This window comes from Pseudomonas sp. SBB6 (genome assembly GCF_024213215.1).
In the GTDB taxonomy this organism is placed as follows: domain Bacteria; phylum Pseudomonadota; class Gammaproteobacteria; order Pseudomonadales; family Pseudomonadaceae; genus Aquipseudomonas; species Aquipseudomonas donghuensis.
The window spans coordinates 343,637-359,177 of the sequence record NZ_JANAVH010000006.1; the positions used below are offsets into that span (position 1 = coordinate 343,637).

A 15,541-nucleotide genomic window follows, 5' to 3' on the forward strand; every position below is an offset into this window, starting at 1 on the left:
AAGCAAGTTCCAAGCCAGCACATTATGGGCGCCTGGCTACACGGTCCCCGGCAGGGTCAGGCCATTCGCGGGTAGCGGCAAGGCGGTCTTGTAGCGCACCTGCTTCAAGGCAAAACTCGAACGGATATTGGCCACCCCCGGCAAACGGGTGAGGTAATCGAGAAAGCGCTCCAGGGCCTGGATGCTCGGCAGCAGAACACGCAGCAGGTAGTCCGGATCGCCGGTCATCAGGTAGCACTCCATGACCTCCGGGCGCTCGGCAATCTCCTCTTCGAAGCGGTGCAGGGATTGCTCGACCTGCTTCTCCAGGCTGACATGAATGAATACGTTCACATCCAGGCCCAATACCTCCGGCGCCAGCAAGGTCACCTGCTGGCGAATCACCCCCAGTTCTTCCATGGCCTTGACCCGGTTGAAGCAGGGGGTCGGCGAGAGGTTTACCGAGCGTGCCAGTTCGGCGTTGGTGATGCGGGCATTTTCCTGGAGGCTGTTGAGTATGCCGATGTCCGTACGATCCAGTTTACGCATGAGAGAAAATCACCTGTTTTTTGTCTTTATAAGGAATTTTTATCCGCAAGCCGCAGCAAAGGCAACGAACTTGAGAAAAATATTCTTCAGGCGCCGGAATATCATGTAGGACAAGACTGACTAGCTGGTCACAAGCCAGATGTCAGTAGCGACCGCTTCAAAGCTCAACAAAAACACAAGACAGAGCGAGCGTAAAAAAGCATGAACGAGTACGCCCCCCTGCGTTTGCATGTGCCCGAGCCTACAGGCCGGCCAGGCTGCCAGACTGATTTCTCCTACCTGCGTCTGAACGATGCCGGTCAGGTCCGTAAACCTCCCGTCGATGTAGACGCCGCCGAAACCGCGGACATCTCCTACAGTCTGATCCGGGTGCTGGATGACAAGGGCAATGCCCTGGGCCCCTGGGCCGAGGACGTCAGCCCCGAGATCCTGCGCCAGGGCATGCGCACCATGCTCAAGACCCGGCTGTTCGACAGCCGCATGGTGGTGGCCCAGCGGCAGAAAAAGATGTCGTTCTACATGCAGAGCCTGGGTGAAGAAGCCATCGGCAGCGGTCAGGCCATGGCCCTGAACCGCAGCGACATGTGCTTCCCCACCTACCGCCAGCAAAGCATTCTCATGGCCCGCGACGTGTCGTTGGTGGAGATGATCTGCCAGCTGCTGTCCAACGAGCGCGATCCGCTCAAGGGTCGTCAGTTGCCAATCATGTACTCGGTGCGCGAAGCCGGCTTCTTTACCATCAGCGGCAACCTGGCGACCCAGTTCGTCCAGGCGGTCGGCTGGGCCATGGCCTCGGCCATCAAGGGCGATACCAAGATCGCCTCGGCCTGGATCGGTGACGGCGCCACCGCCGAATCGGACTTCCACACCGCCCTGACCTTTGCCCACGTCTACCGCGCGCCGGTGATCCTCAACGTGGTCAACAACCAGTGGGCGATCTCCACCTTCCAGGCCATCGCCGGTGGTGAATCGACCACCTTCGCCGGTCGTGGCGTGGGTTGCGGCATCGCTTCCCTGCGGGTTGACGGCAACGACTTCATCGCGGTCTACGCCGCCTCGCGCTGGGCTGCCGAACGGGCCCGTCGCGGCCTGGGCCCGACGCTGATCGAATGGGTCACCTACCGCGCCGGCCCGCACTCGACGTCGGACGATCCGTCCAAGTACCGCCCGGCCGATGACTGGAGTCACTTCCCCCTGGGCGACCCGATCGCCCGCCTCAAACAGCACCTGATCGCCATCGGTCATTGGTCCGAGGAGGAGCACCAGGCGGTAAGCGCCGAGCTCGAAGCCGAGATCATCAAGGCGCAGAAGGAAGCCGAGCAATACGGCACCCTGGCCGGCGGCCAGATGCCGAGCCCGGCGTCGATGTTCGAGGATGTCTATAAGGAGATGCCGGAGCACTTGCGCCGGCAGCGCCAGGAACTGGGGATCTGACATGAACGATCACAACACTTCAATCCAGTTGGAAACCGCCATGGCGACCACCACCATGACCATGATCCAGGCCCTGCGCTCGGCCATGGACATCATGCTAGAGCGCGATGACAACGTCGTGGTGTATGGCCAGGACGTCGGCTACTTCGGTGGCGTGTTCCGTTGCACCGAAGGCCTGCAGGCCAAGTACGGCAAGTCGCGGGTCTTCGATGCGCCGATCTCCGAAAGCGGCATCGTCGGTACCGCCGTGGGCATGGGTGCCTATGGCCTGCGCCCGGTGGTGGAAATCCAGTTCGCCGACTACTTCTACCCGGCCTCCGACCAGATCGTCTCGGAGATGGCCCGCCTGCGCTATCGCTCGGCCGGCGAGTTCGTCGCCCCCCTGACCCTGCGCATGCCTTGCGGTGGCGGTATCTACGGCGGCCAGACGCACAGCCAGAGCCCCGAGGCGATGTTCACCCAGGTGTGCGGCCTGCGCACGGTGATGCCGTCCAACCCTTACGACGCCAAGGGCCTGTTGATCGCCTCGATCGAAAACGACGACCCGGTGATCTTCCTTGAGCCCAAGCGCCTGTACAACGGCCCGTTCGACGGCCACCACGACCGCCCGGTAACCCCGTGGTCGAAACACCCGGCCAGCGCCGTGCCGGACGGCTACTACACCGTGCCGCTGGACAAGGCGGCAATCACCCGCCCGGGCAAGGACGTCACCGTGCTGACCTACGGCACCACCGTGTATGTATCCCAGGTGGCCGCCGAAGAGACCGGCGTCGACGCCGAAGTCATCGACCTGCGCAGCCTCTGGCCGCTGGACCTGGAGACCATCGTCGAGTCGGTGAAGAAGACCGGCCGTTGCGTGGTGGTCCATGAAGCCACGCGCACCTGCGGTTTTGGTGCCGAGTTGATCGCACTGGTCCAGGAGCACTGCTTCCATCACCTCGAAGCCCCGATCGAACGCGTCACCGGTTGGGACACCCCCTACCCGCACGCGCAGGAGTGGGCGTATTTCCCCGGCCCTTCGCGAGTGGGCGCAGCATTGAAACGGGTCATGGAGGTCTGAATGGGCACGCACGTCATCAAGATGCCGGATATCGGTGAAGGCATCGCACAAGTTGAACTGGTGGAATGGTTCGTCAAGGTCGGCGATACCGTCACCGAAGACCAGGTCGTGGCCGATGTCATGACCGACAAGGCCACCGTCGAAATCCCTTCGCCGGTCAGCGGCAAGGTCCTGGCCCTGGGCGGCCAGCCCGGTGAAGTCATGGCGGTGGGCAGCGAGCTGATCCGCATCGAAGTCGAAGGCGCCGGCAACGTAGGCGCGGGTTTGCCCCGCGAAGAGGCCCCGGCGATCACCGCAAAGGCCCCGGAACCTGCCGCCAAACCGGCTGCACCAGCCCCTGTTGCCGCACCCGCAGCCGCAGCACACCAGCCCGCCGCGATCGTCCCGCGCGAAGCTCACGAGCGGCCACTGGCCTCGCCTGCGGTGCGCAAGCGCGCCCTGGATGCTGGTATCGAGCTGCGTTACGTACACGGCAGCGGCCCGGCCGGGCGCATCCTGCACGACGACCTCGACGCGTTCCTGGCACAACCGGCCACCCGCACCCAAAGTGCCCCTGGCGGTTACGCCAAACGCAACGACAGCGAGCAGATCCCGGTGATCGGCCTGCGCCGCAAGATTGCCCAGCGCATGCAGGATGCCAAGCGTCGCGTCGCCCACTTCAGCTACGTCGAGGAAATCGACGTCACCGCCCTCGAAGAGCTGCGTCAGCACCTGAACAAGAAGTGGGGCGACAGCCGCGGCAAGCTGACCCTGCTGCCGTTCCTGGTGCGCGCCATGGTCGTCGCCCTGCGCGAATTCCCGCAGATCAACGCCACCTACGACGACGAAGCCCAGGTCATCACCCGCCACGGCGCGGTGCATGTCGGCATCGCCACCCAGGGCGACAACGGCCTGATGGTACCGGTGCTGCGTCACGCCGAAGCCGGCAGCCTGTGGAGCAACGCCGGCGAGATCGTGCGCCTGGCCAATGCCGCCCGCGGCAACAAGGCCAGCCGTGAAGAACTGTCGGGCTCGACCATCACCCTGACCAGCCTTGGCGCCCTCGGCGGCATCGTTACCACACCGGTGGTCAACACCCCGGAAGTGGCGATTGTCGGAGTCAACCGCATGGTTGAACGGCCAATGGTCATCAACGGCCAGATCGTCATTCGCAAGATGATGAACCTCTCCAGCTCGTTCGACCACCGAGTGGTCGATGGCATGGACGCGGCACTCTTCATCCAGGCCATTCGCGGTCTGCTCGAACAACCTGCCAGCCTGTTTGTGGAGTGACCATGCAACAGACGCTCAACACTACCCTGCTGATCATCGGCGGCGGCCCCGGCGGTTATGTCGCCGCCATTCGCGCCGGCCAGCTAGGCATTCCCACGGTACTGGTCGAAGGCCAGGCCCTGGGTGGCACCTGCCTGAACATCGGCTGCATTCCGTCCAAGGCGCTGATCCATGTCGCCGAGCAGTTCCACCAGACCCAACTGCACAGCCAGCAGTCGAACCTGGGCATCAAGGTTTCACCGCCGAGCCTGGACATCAGCCAGAGCGTGGCCTGGAAAGACGGCATCGTCGATCGCCTGACCAGCGGCGTTGCCGCCCTGCTGAAAAAGCACGGGGTCAAGGTGATCCATGGCTGGGCGCAGATCCTCGACGGTAAGCACGTCGAGGTCGACGGCCAGCGCATCCAGTGCGAACACCTACTACTGGCCACTGGCTCAAGCAGCGTCGAACTGCCGATGCTGCCACTCGGCGGCCCGATCATCTCCTCCACCGAGGCCCTGGCACCGAAAGCCCTGCCCAAGCACCTGACCGTGGTTGGCGGCGGCTACATCGGCCTGGAGCTGGGCATCGCCTACCGCAAGCTCGGCGTCGAGGTCAGCGTGGTCGAAGCCCGCGAGCGCATCCTGCCGACCTACGACAGCGAACTGACCGCGCCAGTGGCCGAGTCGATCAAGAAGTTGGGGATCAAGCTCTACCTCAAGCACAGCGTCGAAGGTTTCGATGCCGACAAGCAGGCATTGCAGGTACGTGATCCGCAGGGCGAACTGCTGCAACTGAGCACCGACCAGGTACTGGTCGCGGTCGGTCGCAAGCCTCGCACCCAAGGCTTCAATCTTGAGAGCCTGGCGCTGAAGATGAACGGTTCGGCGGTTGCCATTGATGAGCAGTGCAAGACCAGCATGCTCAACGTCTGGGCCATCGGCGATATCAGCGGTGAACCGATGCTCGCCCACCGGGCCATGGCCCAGGGTGAAATGGTTGCCGAAATCATTGCCGGCAAGTCGCGGCGCTTCGAACCGGCCGCCATTGCCGCGGTGTGTTTCACCGACCCGGAACTGGTGGTGGTCGGCAAGACCCCGGAACAGGTCGAGCAGCAGGGCCTGGACTGCATCGTTACGCAGTTCCCGTTCGCCGCCAACGGCCGGGCGATGACCCTGGAATCGAAAAACGGGTTCGTGCGCGTGGTCGCCCGTCGTGACAACCACCTGATCCTTGGTTGGCAAGCGGTTGGCGTTGGCGTCTCGGAGCTGTCCACCGCCTTTGCCCAGTCACTGGAAATGGGCGCCCGTCTTGAAGATGTGGCCGGGACTATCCACGCTCACCCGACCCTGGGTGAGGCGGTGCAGGAAGCGGCATTGCGTGCCCTGGGTCACGCCCTGCATCTGTAGACACTGAAGCGGCTGAGGCCGATTTGACCCGCTGCCCTGCGCAGCGGGTCCTTTTTCATTTCGCCCACCGGTGGCGATTTGAATTGACTTGCCGCAGACGGCAAGGGTTTTCCTCTTCAAGGCAAAGCAAGCTCCGCATCCCTCCCTGCCGTATAGCGCCAACCCCCGAAGAGACTAGCTCTTGGCCCTGCCAGGAGAGCTGGCACAAGACTTGCCACTGATCGAAGGTCAACTTGCATCCATCAAGGAGAGTGATCAGGTGAGTAGCATCAACGCAGTCGGCGCCCAGCCGCTGGCCATCAACCCGACCCGTGGCGTGGCCGAAGCAGCCGCCGCCGAACAGGCCCAGTTCCGCCCGCCCGTACCGATCAGCAGCGCCGACCGGCAGCAGCACAGCCATGCCAACACCTCGCAGCAAAGTGCCGAAGATGCCCGCGAGGAGGCCTTCGCCAAGCTCAAGGTGCAGCTGCAGAACCCGGATGTGGACATGCGTGAGCAAGCCAGTATCGGCAACAGCGAAACCGGCAAGAGCGCCGCCCAGGAATTTCGCGACTACATGGCCCTGAGCCCGGCAGAGAAGATCAAGCTCAAGCTGCTGAACGAACTGGGCATCAGCCAGGAAGAGTTCGAGGCCTTGCCGCCTGCCGAAAAGGACAAGATCGAACGCAAGATCGCCGAGCAGATGAAGAAGCAAACCGAGCTGGAGTCCCTGGCCAGCCTCAACGCTCATCTGCAAGCGCCTGAGCTGTCGAGCAAACTGGTGGCCAACCTGACAGCGACCCAAGGTGCCAGCCAAGGCACTGGCGATGACCATCGGGAAAAAGACTTCAGCGCCTGACCCTCCTCCCCGCTGCTGCCGCGCGCGGCGGCAGCGCCCTACCGGGCCAATGTTGGCCGACTTCTTGCTGAGCCAGGGTTATCACAGTCAATTGTCGGATTCATGGCGCCCACGCCGGTTGATCCAGACCATGACTCGGTGCCGTGGCGTAGCCCCTGCAATGCCATGTGCCATTTTTCAGTCATCACGAGCACCCATTGCCATGGCCGAATCCGTCCCCGTCACCAGCCCGCTGCTGCCACCGCTGGAGGAGTTCATTCCCTACCTGCAGCAAATCTGGGACAGCAAGCGCTTGACCAACGGCGGCCCCTTTCATGAGCAACTGGAGCAGGAACTGGCCGATTACCTCGGGGTGAAACACATCTCGCTGTTTTCCAATGGCACCCTGGCCCTGGTCACCGCGCTGCAGGCCCTGCGCATCACCGGCGAAGTCATCACCACGCCCTACTCCTTCGTCGCGACCGCCCATTCGCTGCTGTGGAACAACCTCAAGCCGGTCTTCGTCGACATCGACCCGCTGACCAACAACCTCGACCCCAAACGCGTGGAAGAAGCCATCACCTCGGCAACCACCGCGATCCTGCCAGTGCATTGCTACGGCATTCCCTGCGATGTCGAAGGCATCCAGCGGGTCGCCGACACCTATGGCCTGAAAGTCATCTACGATGCCGCCCATGCCTTTGGCGTTCGCGATAATGGCGCGAGCGTGCTCAACCATGGTGACTTGTCGATCCTCAGTTTTCATGCGACCAAGGTGTTCAACACATTCGAGGGCGGCGCCATCATCTGCCCCGACGCCAAGATCAAGCAGCGCATCGATTACCTGAAGAACTTCGGCTTTGCCGATGAAGTCACGGTCATGGCGCCCGGCATCAATGGCAAGATGAACGAAGTGCAAGCGGCCTTCGGCTTGCTGCAGCTGCGTCACATCGATGATGCCCTGGTCCGCCGCCGGGCTGTGTTCGAACGCTACCGCCAGGCCCTTGAAGGTGTACCAGGCGTGCGCCTGCTGGAGCCGCCGGCAGGCCTGGAATGGAACTACGCCTACTGCCCGATCCTGATCGATGCCGAGCGTTTCGGTTGCAGCCGCGACGCGCTGTACCAGCGCTATCGGGACCAGGACATCCTCGTACGCCGTTACTTCTACCCGTTGATCAACGAGTTCCCGATGTACCGGGGCCTGCCAAGCGCCGACCTCAGCGGCCTGCCCCATGCCTGGCAGGTGTCGCGTCAGGTACTGTGCCTGCCGATTCATCCGCAGCTGTCCACCGAGATACAACAGCAGATCATCGACCTGGCGCTGGCCTGCCATGCCGAACAGGCCCGCTCTTCATCTACCGCGCTTGAGCTTTGATCCAGTCAATGAACGCCAGCACCTGGGGCCGCTGCAAGGCATCGGCCCGGCACACCAGGTAGTAGGCAAAGCGCGCAGGCCAGGGTTTGTCGAGGGCCAGTTGCAACTTGCCGCTGGCAAGATCCTCTTCGGCGTGGGTGTCCTGCACCAGGGCGATCCCCTGGCCGGCAGCCGCTGCCCGCAGCAGCAGAAGGTCATCCTCGAAACTGGCCCCACGCATGGCCCGCGGATCATCAGCAACGCCATGGGCCTGCAACCACAGCTGCCAGTCGGCGCGATCGGCATCGTGCAGCAACGGGTACTTCAAACAATCGGCAGGCCGCTTCAATACCGGGCCCTGCGCCAGTAGCCGGGGGCTGGCTACCGGCAGCAGTACCGGCGCCATCAGCCGGATCGACTCCAGCCCCGGATACTGGCCCAGCCCATGGCGCAGGGCGACGTCAATGCGCTCACGCTGAAAATCCACCCGCTTGGCCGAGGCTTCCACTCGCACTTCAATCTGCGGATGCAGAGCATTGAAATGCCCCAGGCGCGGCACCAGCCAGGACGCCGCAAAAGACGGCACAGTGCTGATGGTCAAGGTCTTGCCCGGCGCCAGGTGCGCCAGCAATGCCAGCGATGCCTCGATCTGATCGAAGCCTTTAAGCAGCCCCGGATACACTCGCGCGCCGGCCTCGCTCAAGTGCACGCCATGCCGGCCGCGCACGAACAGCACCACGCCCATGCGCTCCTCGAGCAGGCGCACTTGCTGGCTGACCGCCCCCGGCGTTACCCCCATCCGTTCGGCGGCCGCCTTGAGGCTGCCCAGACGCGCCGCTTCAGTGAAGGCCCGCAATGCCAGTAACGGTAGGACCGCGCCCATTTTTACCTCTCCATGGTTTAGAAAATCTATTGCCTAAACGCAGGATTGATCGTTTTTCAATCAGCCAAGGCCCGCCTAGCATAGCCCTCATCAAAAACAGTAACCAAGGAGATGGGACATGCAGTTGATCCTTTATAGCGATAGCTCACCTAATGGCTTCAAGATCACCATCGCCCTGGCGGAACTGGAGCTTCCCTACACCCTCAAGCACGTGCAGATCGACCGTGGCGAGCATCGTCAGGCTGATTTTCTCAAGCTCAACCCCCACGGCCGCATTCCAGTGCTGGTCGACCCTGAGCACGACATCACCCTGTTCGAGTCTGCGGCGATCCTGTTGTACCTGGCACAAAAGTACGGACGCTTGCTGCCGGACAACCCGAGCGAGCGCTGGGCAGCAATCACCTGGCTGCAGTTCCACGCGGCGAGCATGGGACCGATTCTCGGCCAGCGAGTGCATTTCGAACGGTTCGCCAAACACCCCTGCCCCGATGCCATCGCTCGCTACCGGCGCCTGAGTGAAGAACTGTTCAGCACCCTCGATCAACGCCTGGCCGAACACCCCTGGCTTGCCGGCAGCGAGTACTCGATCGCCGACATTGCCACCTTTGGCTGGACCCACATCGCCCGGATCATCGACTTTGATTTCAGCCAGTACCGGTATTTGAGCGCCTGGCACGAACGACTCGGTCAGCGCCCTGCCGTCCAGCGCGGCATCCACCTGCCGGCACCCGCCACGGGCCCCTGAAGCGCAATAGAGCCGCTGCTTTGCGCCGTTGCCATTGAGGCAGGATTGGTAGATTGCTGGAAACTACAACGCTCAATCGAACGCGGCCTGGATGAACATCTCCAGCGCCTTTTCTTCGAGGATCTCGATAGAGAAATGCCCGAAACGCTTGGGCAGCCAGATGATGCGTGTTCCGGACGGGGATTGCAGGTCGCTACGGGCCAGTGGATTGCCGTTCTCGTCTTCTGGCTGCACGCCGTCGGCCTGCAGTTCGTCGTAGGCCTTCTCGATGTCCGGTGTCGAGTAACAGTGGCGATAAATCATGCCCTCGCCCTGGGTATCCAGCAATTGCTTCAAGTTCCCTGCCGATGGCTGTACCAGCATGAAACGCTCCTGACCTATCAGCGCAATCGCGTACCGTACACTCAGGCCACCTCGCTCCCACACCAGTGTTCTGGAGATTCTGGCTTTGAGTATCGTTGCGTAGTAGGCGCAGGCATCGTCGAGGTTCTTGACCAACACATCGACATGGCTGAACTTCAACTCCATTGCACGACTCCAGGCAAAATGACCAACAGGAACCGGGCAACTTTAGATCAGATTCTCAAACCGATGTGCATCAGGCTGGTCGAGTGACAGCGGATTGCGCTGCACGCCTTGAAAGGATGGTGTCCCAGGCAGGATTTGAACCTGCAACCTTCCCCTTAGGAGGGCCAAATAAACATACTCAATATCAATAGCTTACCCTTAAAAACAGACACTTATAGTTTGGTTGCATCCGGTAAAACCGCCTGATGTTGCAGTTTCTGCTGCCATGCTGCTGTCACGGTGAGCCATGAAAACCAAGTTCAGCCAGAAGTTGCTCAACGGCCTGAAGCCTGAGAATAAGCCCTACCGCGTCCACGACACCAATCAGCCCGGGCTTTTCATCCGCGTGCTGCCCAGCGGGCACATGAGCTATATGGTCAGCTGGGCACGGAACAAGAACGTCACCCTTGGCCGTGTCGGCAAGATGACGCTCGAGCAGGCCCGGCAGGAAGCTGCCCGCTATTTGGCCGATGCCCACGAGCACGGCGAACAACTGGCAGTCCCCCAAGGCCGTAAAGGTGCGACCTCCCCTACCCTGCGCGCCTTCATAATATAGGCGCCGGAAGACGCCGAGTTCGACGGTATGCCACGAGCAGCCATCGAGACCGGCATGGTCGATCTGGCGCTGCCTGGTGGAAATACCGCAAAAGCAGAGGCTCCGGCGGGGCTTTTCTAATAGATGAACGATGAGATTTGATGGGTACCAACGTTTTATGACTCAGCCAGCCCACGTCCCATTGGGGTTTCAGCTCATTCGAGACACGCCATTGTTGAGCGCCCACGGTCCATTCGCCAAAAACGAATCGACATAATATTGACACCAAAACACCCACCCGTCGGAATATTGGCACGCCGCACTGTTAACTGCGCTTAACACCTTTACAAAGCCTGACCCCACAACTAAACACACATCAAACTGATATCAGGAAAGGCCGTATCCCTGAGTCGGTGCTACCCAAAACACGGCCTCACCCAGCCTTTCTCCAGGAGACCCTTCCACATGGGTACTCTCAGTCTATTGCGTGCCATGCGCAGCGCAGCCCCAGGCTGGCGTCCACGTTCGCCCGACTTGTCCTGCGATGCGCGGCTCAAGCGCGGCGAACATTTCCACCCCCGCAATACCCGCGCGCCTCTACCGGCAGCGCTTGTCCCGTCAGCTGGCCGACGATGTCCGACGGCCGCCTCGCACCGCCCAAGAACAACCTGAGCGGCGCAAGAACGGGACATCGTCCTGTTCACAGTCCCTAGCGATTCTAAAAATAAGAAATGGCATTTTCGGGAGAAAGACATGGCTACCACCACAACGACCAGCGGCGGCACCGTTACTTCGCTTTCCAACACTCCGCAGGCGCAGGACGACATTTTCACTACCGGTGTAATTGGCGCGAGCACCGCGGCCATCACTGAAGACCTGCTGGGGGTCATATACCTGGACGTCATGTCCAATGACCTCGGCGGCAACGCAAAGACACTTTGGTCACTCGATGACGCGACCAGTCTTTCTACTGCCACCAAGATTTATGCGCCGGCCGACCTCCTGATCCAGGACACCGGCAGAATTGAGGCGACGAGTACTGACACCAGTTTCAACGGGGCAAAGATCTGGATTTCGTCGGATGGCAAGGTCGGCTACGACGCCGCTACGTTGTCGACTGCTTTCAAGGCACAACTCCAGTCGCTTGCTGCCGGAGGCTCCCTGACAGACAGCTTTACCTATGCGATTCGTCTGGGCAACGGCACGCTCAGCTGGGCCACTGCGCAGGTGCAATTCGCTGGCGTGAATGACGCTGTGACAATAAGCATCGGCGCACAGTCCGGCACGGTAACCGAAGAGGGAGCTACGACGCTGAGCCCGACCGACTCGCTGAATACGACAGGCACTATTGCTTTTAACGATGTAGACCTGAGCGACACACATACCGCCTCTTTCGTGGCTGCGGGAGGCAACACCACAGCGCTGGGCAACTTCGTCCTTGCGCCAGTGAGTGAAGCGGCCAACGCGGCAAACGGCACCGTTAACTGGACTTACACCCTGAATAATGCGGCAGCCCAGCACCTGGCTCAGGGTCAGACTGCTACCGAAACCTATGTGGTCACCCTCAATGATGGGCATGGCTCGACGACAACGCGGAATGTAACTATCACCATCACCGGCACCAACGACCAAGTGCAGATCACCAGCGGCGTGCAGGCCGGCGATGCCAAGGAAGACAGCGGCGACTACGAGGCCAGCGGCAACATCACCTTCACTGACGTCGACCTGATCGACACCCATAGCGTCAGCGTCACGCCAGGTGCTTCCGGCTATCTGGGCACTTTCACCACTAACCCACTGAGCGACAGCACCGGCACGGGCAGCGGTTCTCTTGGCTGGAACTTTGCGGTGAACAACTCCGCATTGCAGTTCCTCGGCCAAGGCCAGAGCGTCACCCAAACCTATAACGTGGTAATCGGCGACGGCGCGGTGCAGACCGTGAGCATTACGATTACCGGCACCAACGACCAGCCGACGCTGACGATTGTCGACAGCACTGGAGCGATGAACGAAGGCAACGGCACGGCCACCCTGAGTGACAGCGGTGCCCTGAGCTTTGCCGATCTGGACAACGCCGACACAGTGACCGTGTCGCAGACCGCTAACAACGACATCGTCTGGAGCGCCGGCGTGCTCAATGCGGGCGTGGCCTCGGCGCTGGTAACCGGTTTCTCGGTCGACCAGAACAGCTGGGACTACAGCAGCAATCAGAACCTCGACTTCCTCGGTGCGGGTGAAACCATCGCTTTCTCGTACGCGGTGGTCGCGACCGACGATAGCGGCGCGGCTAACGCTGCCTCGTCGACACAGACTGTCACCATCACTATCACCGGCACTAACGACGCGCCCGTACTCAGCTTCGCAACGGGCGATGATGCCGGCGCAGTGCAGGAAGACACCACGCTCGGCGTGAGCGGCCAGTTCAGCTCGGCCGACATCGATCACGCTGCCACGTCCACCTGGACCATCAATGGCTCGGCTTCGGGCACTTACGGTTCGATCGCGGTGGACAGCACCGGAAAATGGACTTACACCCTGGCCAATGGCACCGATGGCGTCGCCAGTGCGGTGCAGTCGCTGGGGGCTGGCGAAAGTCACGATGAAGTGTTCAGCGTGCAGGTCAGCGATGGCCTGGGTGGCGTGGACACTCAACTGGTGACCGTTACCGTCAGCGGTACTAATGACGCGCCCGTGCTCAGCTTCGCAACGAGCAACGATGCCGGCGCAGTGCAGGAAGACACCACGCTCGGCGTGAGCGGCCAGTTCAGTTCCGCCGACATCGATCACGCTGCCACGTCCACCTGGACCATCAATGGCTCGGCTTCGGGCACTTACGGTTCGATCGCGGTGGACAGCACCGGAAAATGGACTTACACCTTGGCCAATGGCACCGATGGCGTCGCCAGTGCGGTGCAGTCGCTGAAGGCGGGCGAGAGTCACGATGAAGTGTTCAGCGTGCAGGTCAGCGATGGCCTGGGTGGCGTGGACACTCAACTGGTGACCGTTACCGTCAGCGGCACTAATGACGCGCCCGTGCTCAGCTTCGCAACGGGCAACGATGCCGGCGCAGTGCAGGAAGACACCACGCTCAGCGTGAGCGGCCAGTTCAGTTCCGCCGACATCGATCACGCTGCCACCGCGACCTGGAGCATCGCCGGTACGGATACCGGCACTTACGGCTCGATCGTAGTCGACAGCACCGGAAAATGGACTTACACCTTGGCCAATGGCACCGATGGCGTCGCCAGTGCGGTGCAGTCGCTGAAGGCGGGCGAGAGTCACGATGAAGTGTTCAGCGTGCAGGTCAGCGATGGCCTGGGTGGCGTGGACACTCAACTGGTGACCGTTACCGTCAGCGGCACCAACGACGTCGCCGTACTGTCCTCGGCCAGCGTCACGCTGACCGAAACCAATGCCCCACTGAGCACCAACGGCACCCTGGCCATCAGCGATGTCGACAGCCCGGAAACCTTCCAGGCGCAGTCCAACACCGCCGGCAGTTACGGCCAGTTCTCCCTCGGCACTGATGGTGCCTGGAGCTACGTCGCCGACTCTGCTCACAACGAGTTCACCGCTGGCAGCAGCTACACCGACACCTTCACGGTACTCAGTGCCGACGGCACCGCGACCGCAGTGACGGTGACCATCAACGGCAGCAACGATGCCGCCGTGCTGTCCTCGGCCAGCGTCACGCTGACCGAGACCGATGCCACCGCCGACATCTCCACCACTGGTACGCTCAGCATCAGCGACGTCGACAGCGCCGCGACCTTCGTCGCCCAGACCAACACCGCCGGCAGTTACGGCCAGTTCTCCATCGGCACTAATGGTGCCTGGAGCTACGTCGCCGATAGCGCCCACAACGAGTTCGCCGCCGGCACCACCTACACCGACACCTTCGTGGTGAGCAGTGCCGACGGCACCCTCACGTCGGTCACCGTCCATATCAACGGGACCAACGATGCCGCGGTGTTGTCCGCCGACATCACCAACCTGACCGAGACCGATGCCCCGCTGACCACCAACGGCACCCTGGCCATCAGCGACGTCGACAGCGTCGCGACCTTCGTCGCCCAGTCCAACACCGCCGGCAGCTATGGCCAGTTCTCCCTCGGCACCGATGGTGCCTGGAGCTACGTCGCCGACTCCGCTCACAACGAGTTCGTCGCCGGCACCACCTACACCGACACCTTCGCGGTACTCAGTGCCGATGGCACCGCGACCGCAGTGACGGTGACCATCACCGGCAGCAACGATGCTGCGGTGCTGTCCGCCGACATCGCCAACCTGACCGAGACCAATGCCGCCGTCGACATCTCCACCAACGGCACCCTGACCATCAGCGACGTCGACAGCGCCGCGACCTTCGTCGCCCAGACCAATACCGCTGGCAGTTACGGCCAGTTCTCCATCGGCACTAATGGTGCCTGGAGCTACGTCGCCGACTCTGCTCACAACGAGTTCACCGCTGGCAGCAGCTACACCGACACCTTCACGGTACTCAGTGCCGACGGCACCGCGACCGCAGTGACGGTGACCATCAACGGCAGCAACGATGCCGCCGTGCTGTCCTCGGCCAGCGTCACGCTGACCGAAACCGATGCCCCGCTGAGCACCAACGGCACCCTGGCCATCAGCGATGTCGACAGCCCGGAAACCTTCCAGGCGCAGTCCAACACCGCCGGCAGCTATGGCCAGTTCTCCCTCGGCACCAATGGTGCCTGGAGCTATGTCGCCGACTCTGCTCACAACGAGTTCGCCGCTGGCAGCAGCTACACCGACACCTTCACGGTGAGCAGTGCCGACGGCACCGCGACCGCAGTGACGGTGACCATCACCGGCAGCAACGATGCCGCCGTGCTGTCCTCGGCCAGCGTCACGCTGACCGAGACCAATGCCGCCGTCGACATCTCCACCAACGGCACCCTGACCATCAGCGACGTCGACAGCGCCGCGAC

At 61.9% G+C, this 15,541-nt stretch carries 12 protein-coding genes; 9 read left to right on the forward strand and 3 right to left on the reverse strand.

What is annotated here, in order from left to right; all coding sequences use genetic code 11:
• Window positions 1–36: 36 nt before the first annotated feature.
• On the reverse strand, window positions 37–528 hold the full coding sequence (gene bkdR / locus NLX68_RS15085; RefSeq protein WP_010224946.1) for a Bkd operon transcriptional regulator BkdR: 492 nt from the start codon (window positions 526–528) through the stop codon (window positions 37–39).
• Between the two features lie 201 nt (window positions 529–729).
• Here bkdR and NLX68_RS15090 point away from each other — a divergent pair, with 201 nt between their 5' ends.
• From NLX68_RS15090 to vioA, 6 genes are all read left to right on the forward strand, one after another.
• Window positions 730–1,962: a 3-methyl-2-oxobutanoate dehydrogenase (2-methylpropanoyl-transferring) subunit alpha gene (locus tag NLX68_RS15090; protein ID WP_254284621.1), complete on the forward strand. Its 1,233-nt coding sequence runs from the start codon at window positions 730–732 to the stop codon at window positions 1,960–1,962.
• A gap of 1 nt (window position 1,963) precedes the next feature.
• Window positions 1,964–3,022: an alpha-ketoacid dehydrogenase subunit beta gene (locus tag NLX68_RS15095; RefSeq protein WP_010224942.1), complete on the forward strand. Its 1,059-nt coding sequence runs from the start codon at window positions 1,964–1,966 to the stop codon at window positions 3,020–3,022.
• Window positions 3,023–4,294 carry a dihydrolipoamide acetyltransferase family protein gene (locus NLX68_RS15100; protein ID WP_254284622.1) on the forward strand — a complete coding sequence of 424 codons (1,272 nt, stop codon included), beginning with the start codon at window positions 3,023–3,025 and terminating at the stop codon, window positions 4,292–4,294. It begins immediately after the preceding gene.
• Window positions 4,295–4,296: 2 nt separating this feature from the next.
• The gene (gene lpdA, locus NLX68_RS15105) at window positions 4,297–5,682 is read left to right on the forward strand and encodes a dihydrolipoyl dehydrogenase (protein ID WP_254284623.1); all 1,386 of its coding nucleotides are present in this window, start codon (window positions 4,297–4,299) and stop codon (window positions 5,680–5,682) included.
• A 259-nt stretch (window positions 5,683–5,941) separates the two neighbouring features.
• Window positions 5,942–6,520: a hypothetical protein gene (locus NLX68_RS15110; RefSeq protein ID WP_254284624.1), complete on the forward strand. Its 579-nt coding sequence runs from the start codon at window positions 5,942–5,944 to the stop codon at window positions 6,518–6,520.
• Window positions 6,521–6,722: 202 nt separating this feature from the next.
• The gene (vioA, locus tag NLX68_RS15115; RefSeq protein WP_254284625.1) at window positions 6,723–7,874 is read left to right on the forward strand and encodes a dTDP-4-amino-4,6-dideoxy-D-glucose aminotransferase VioA; all 1,152 of its coding nucleotides are present in this window, start codon (window positions 6,723–6,725) and stop codon (window positions 7,872–7,874) included.
• Here the strand turns inward: vioA and NLX68_RS15120 are convergent.
• Window positions 7,855–8,736: a LysR substrate-binding domain-containing protein gene (locus NLX68_RS15120; RefSeq protein WP_159388268.1), complete on the reverse strand. Its 882-nt coding sequence runs from the start codon at window positions 8,734–8,736 to the stop codon at window positions 7,855–7,857. The two genes, vioA and NLX68_RS15120, sit on opposite strands and share 20 nt — an antisense overlap.
• 118 nt (window positions 8,737–8,854) lie before the next feature.
• Here NLX68_RS15120 and NLX68_RS15125 point away from each other — a divergent pair, with 118 nt between their 5' ends.
• Window positions 8,855–9,481: a glutathione S-transferase family protein gene (locus NLX68_RS15125; protein ID WP_254284626.1), complete on the forward strand. Its 627-nt coding sequence runs from the start codon at window positions 8,855–8,857 to the stop codon at window positions 9,479–9,481.
• 72 nt (window positions 9,482–9,553) lie between these two features.
• Here the strand turns inward: NLX68_RS15125 and NLX68_RS15130 are convergent, their stop codons facing one another.
• On the reverse strand, window positions 9,554–10,009 hold the full coding sequence (locus NLX68_RS15130) for a VOC family protein (protein WP_254284627.1): 456 nt from the start codon (window positions 10,007–10,009) through the stop codon (window positions 9,554–9,556).
• Between the two features lie 286 nt (window positions 10,010–10,295).
• On the opposite strand from NLX68_RS15130, the gene NLX68_RS15135 reads away from it, so the two are divergent.
• Both NLX68_RS15135 and NLX68_RS15140 read left to right on the forward strand, forming a co-directional pair.
• Window positions 10,296–10,604 (forward strand): Arm DNA-binding domain-containing protein, encoded by a 309-nt coding sequence (locus NLX68_RS15135; RefSeq protein ID WP_254284628.1) that lies wholly within the window; start codon window positions 10,296–10,298, stop codon window positions 10,602–10,604.
• A gap of 732 nt (window positions 10,605–11,336) precedes the next feature.
• Window positions 11,337–15,541: VCBS domain-containing protein (locus NLX68_RS15140; RefSeq protein WP_254284629.1), on the forward strand; the 4,205-nt coding region annotated here is incomplete at its 3' end.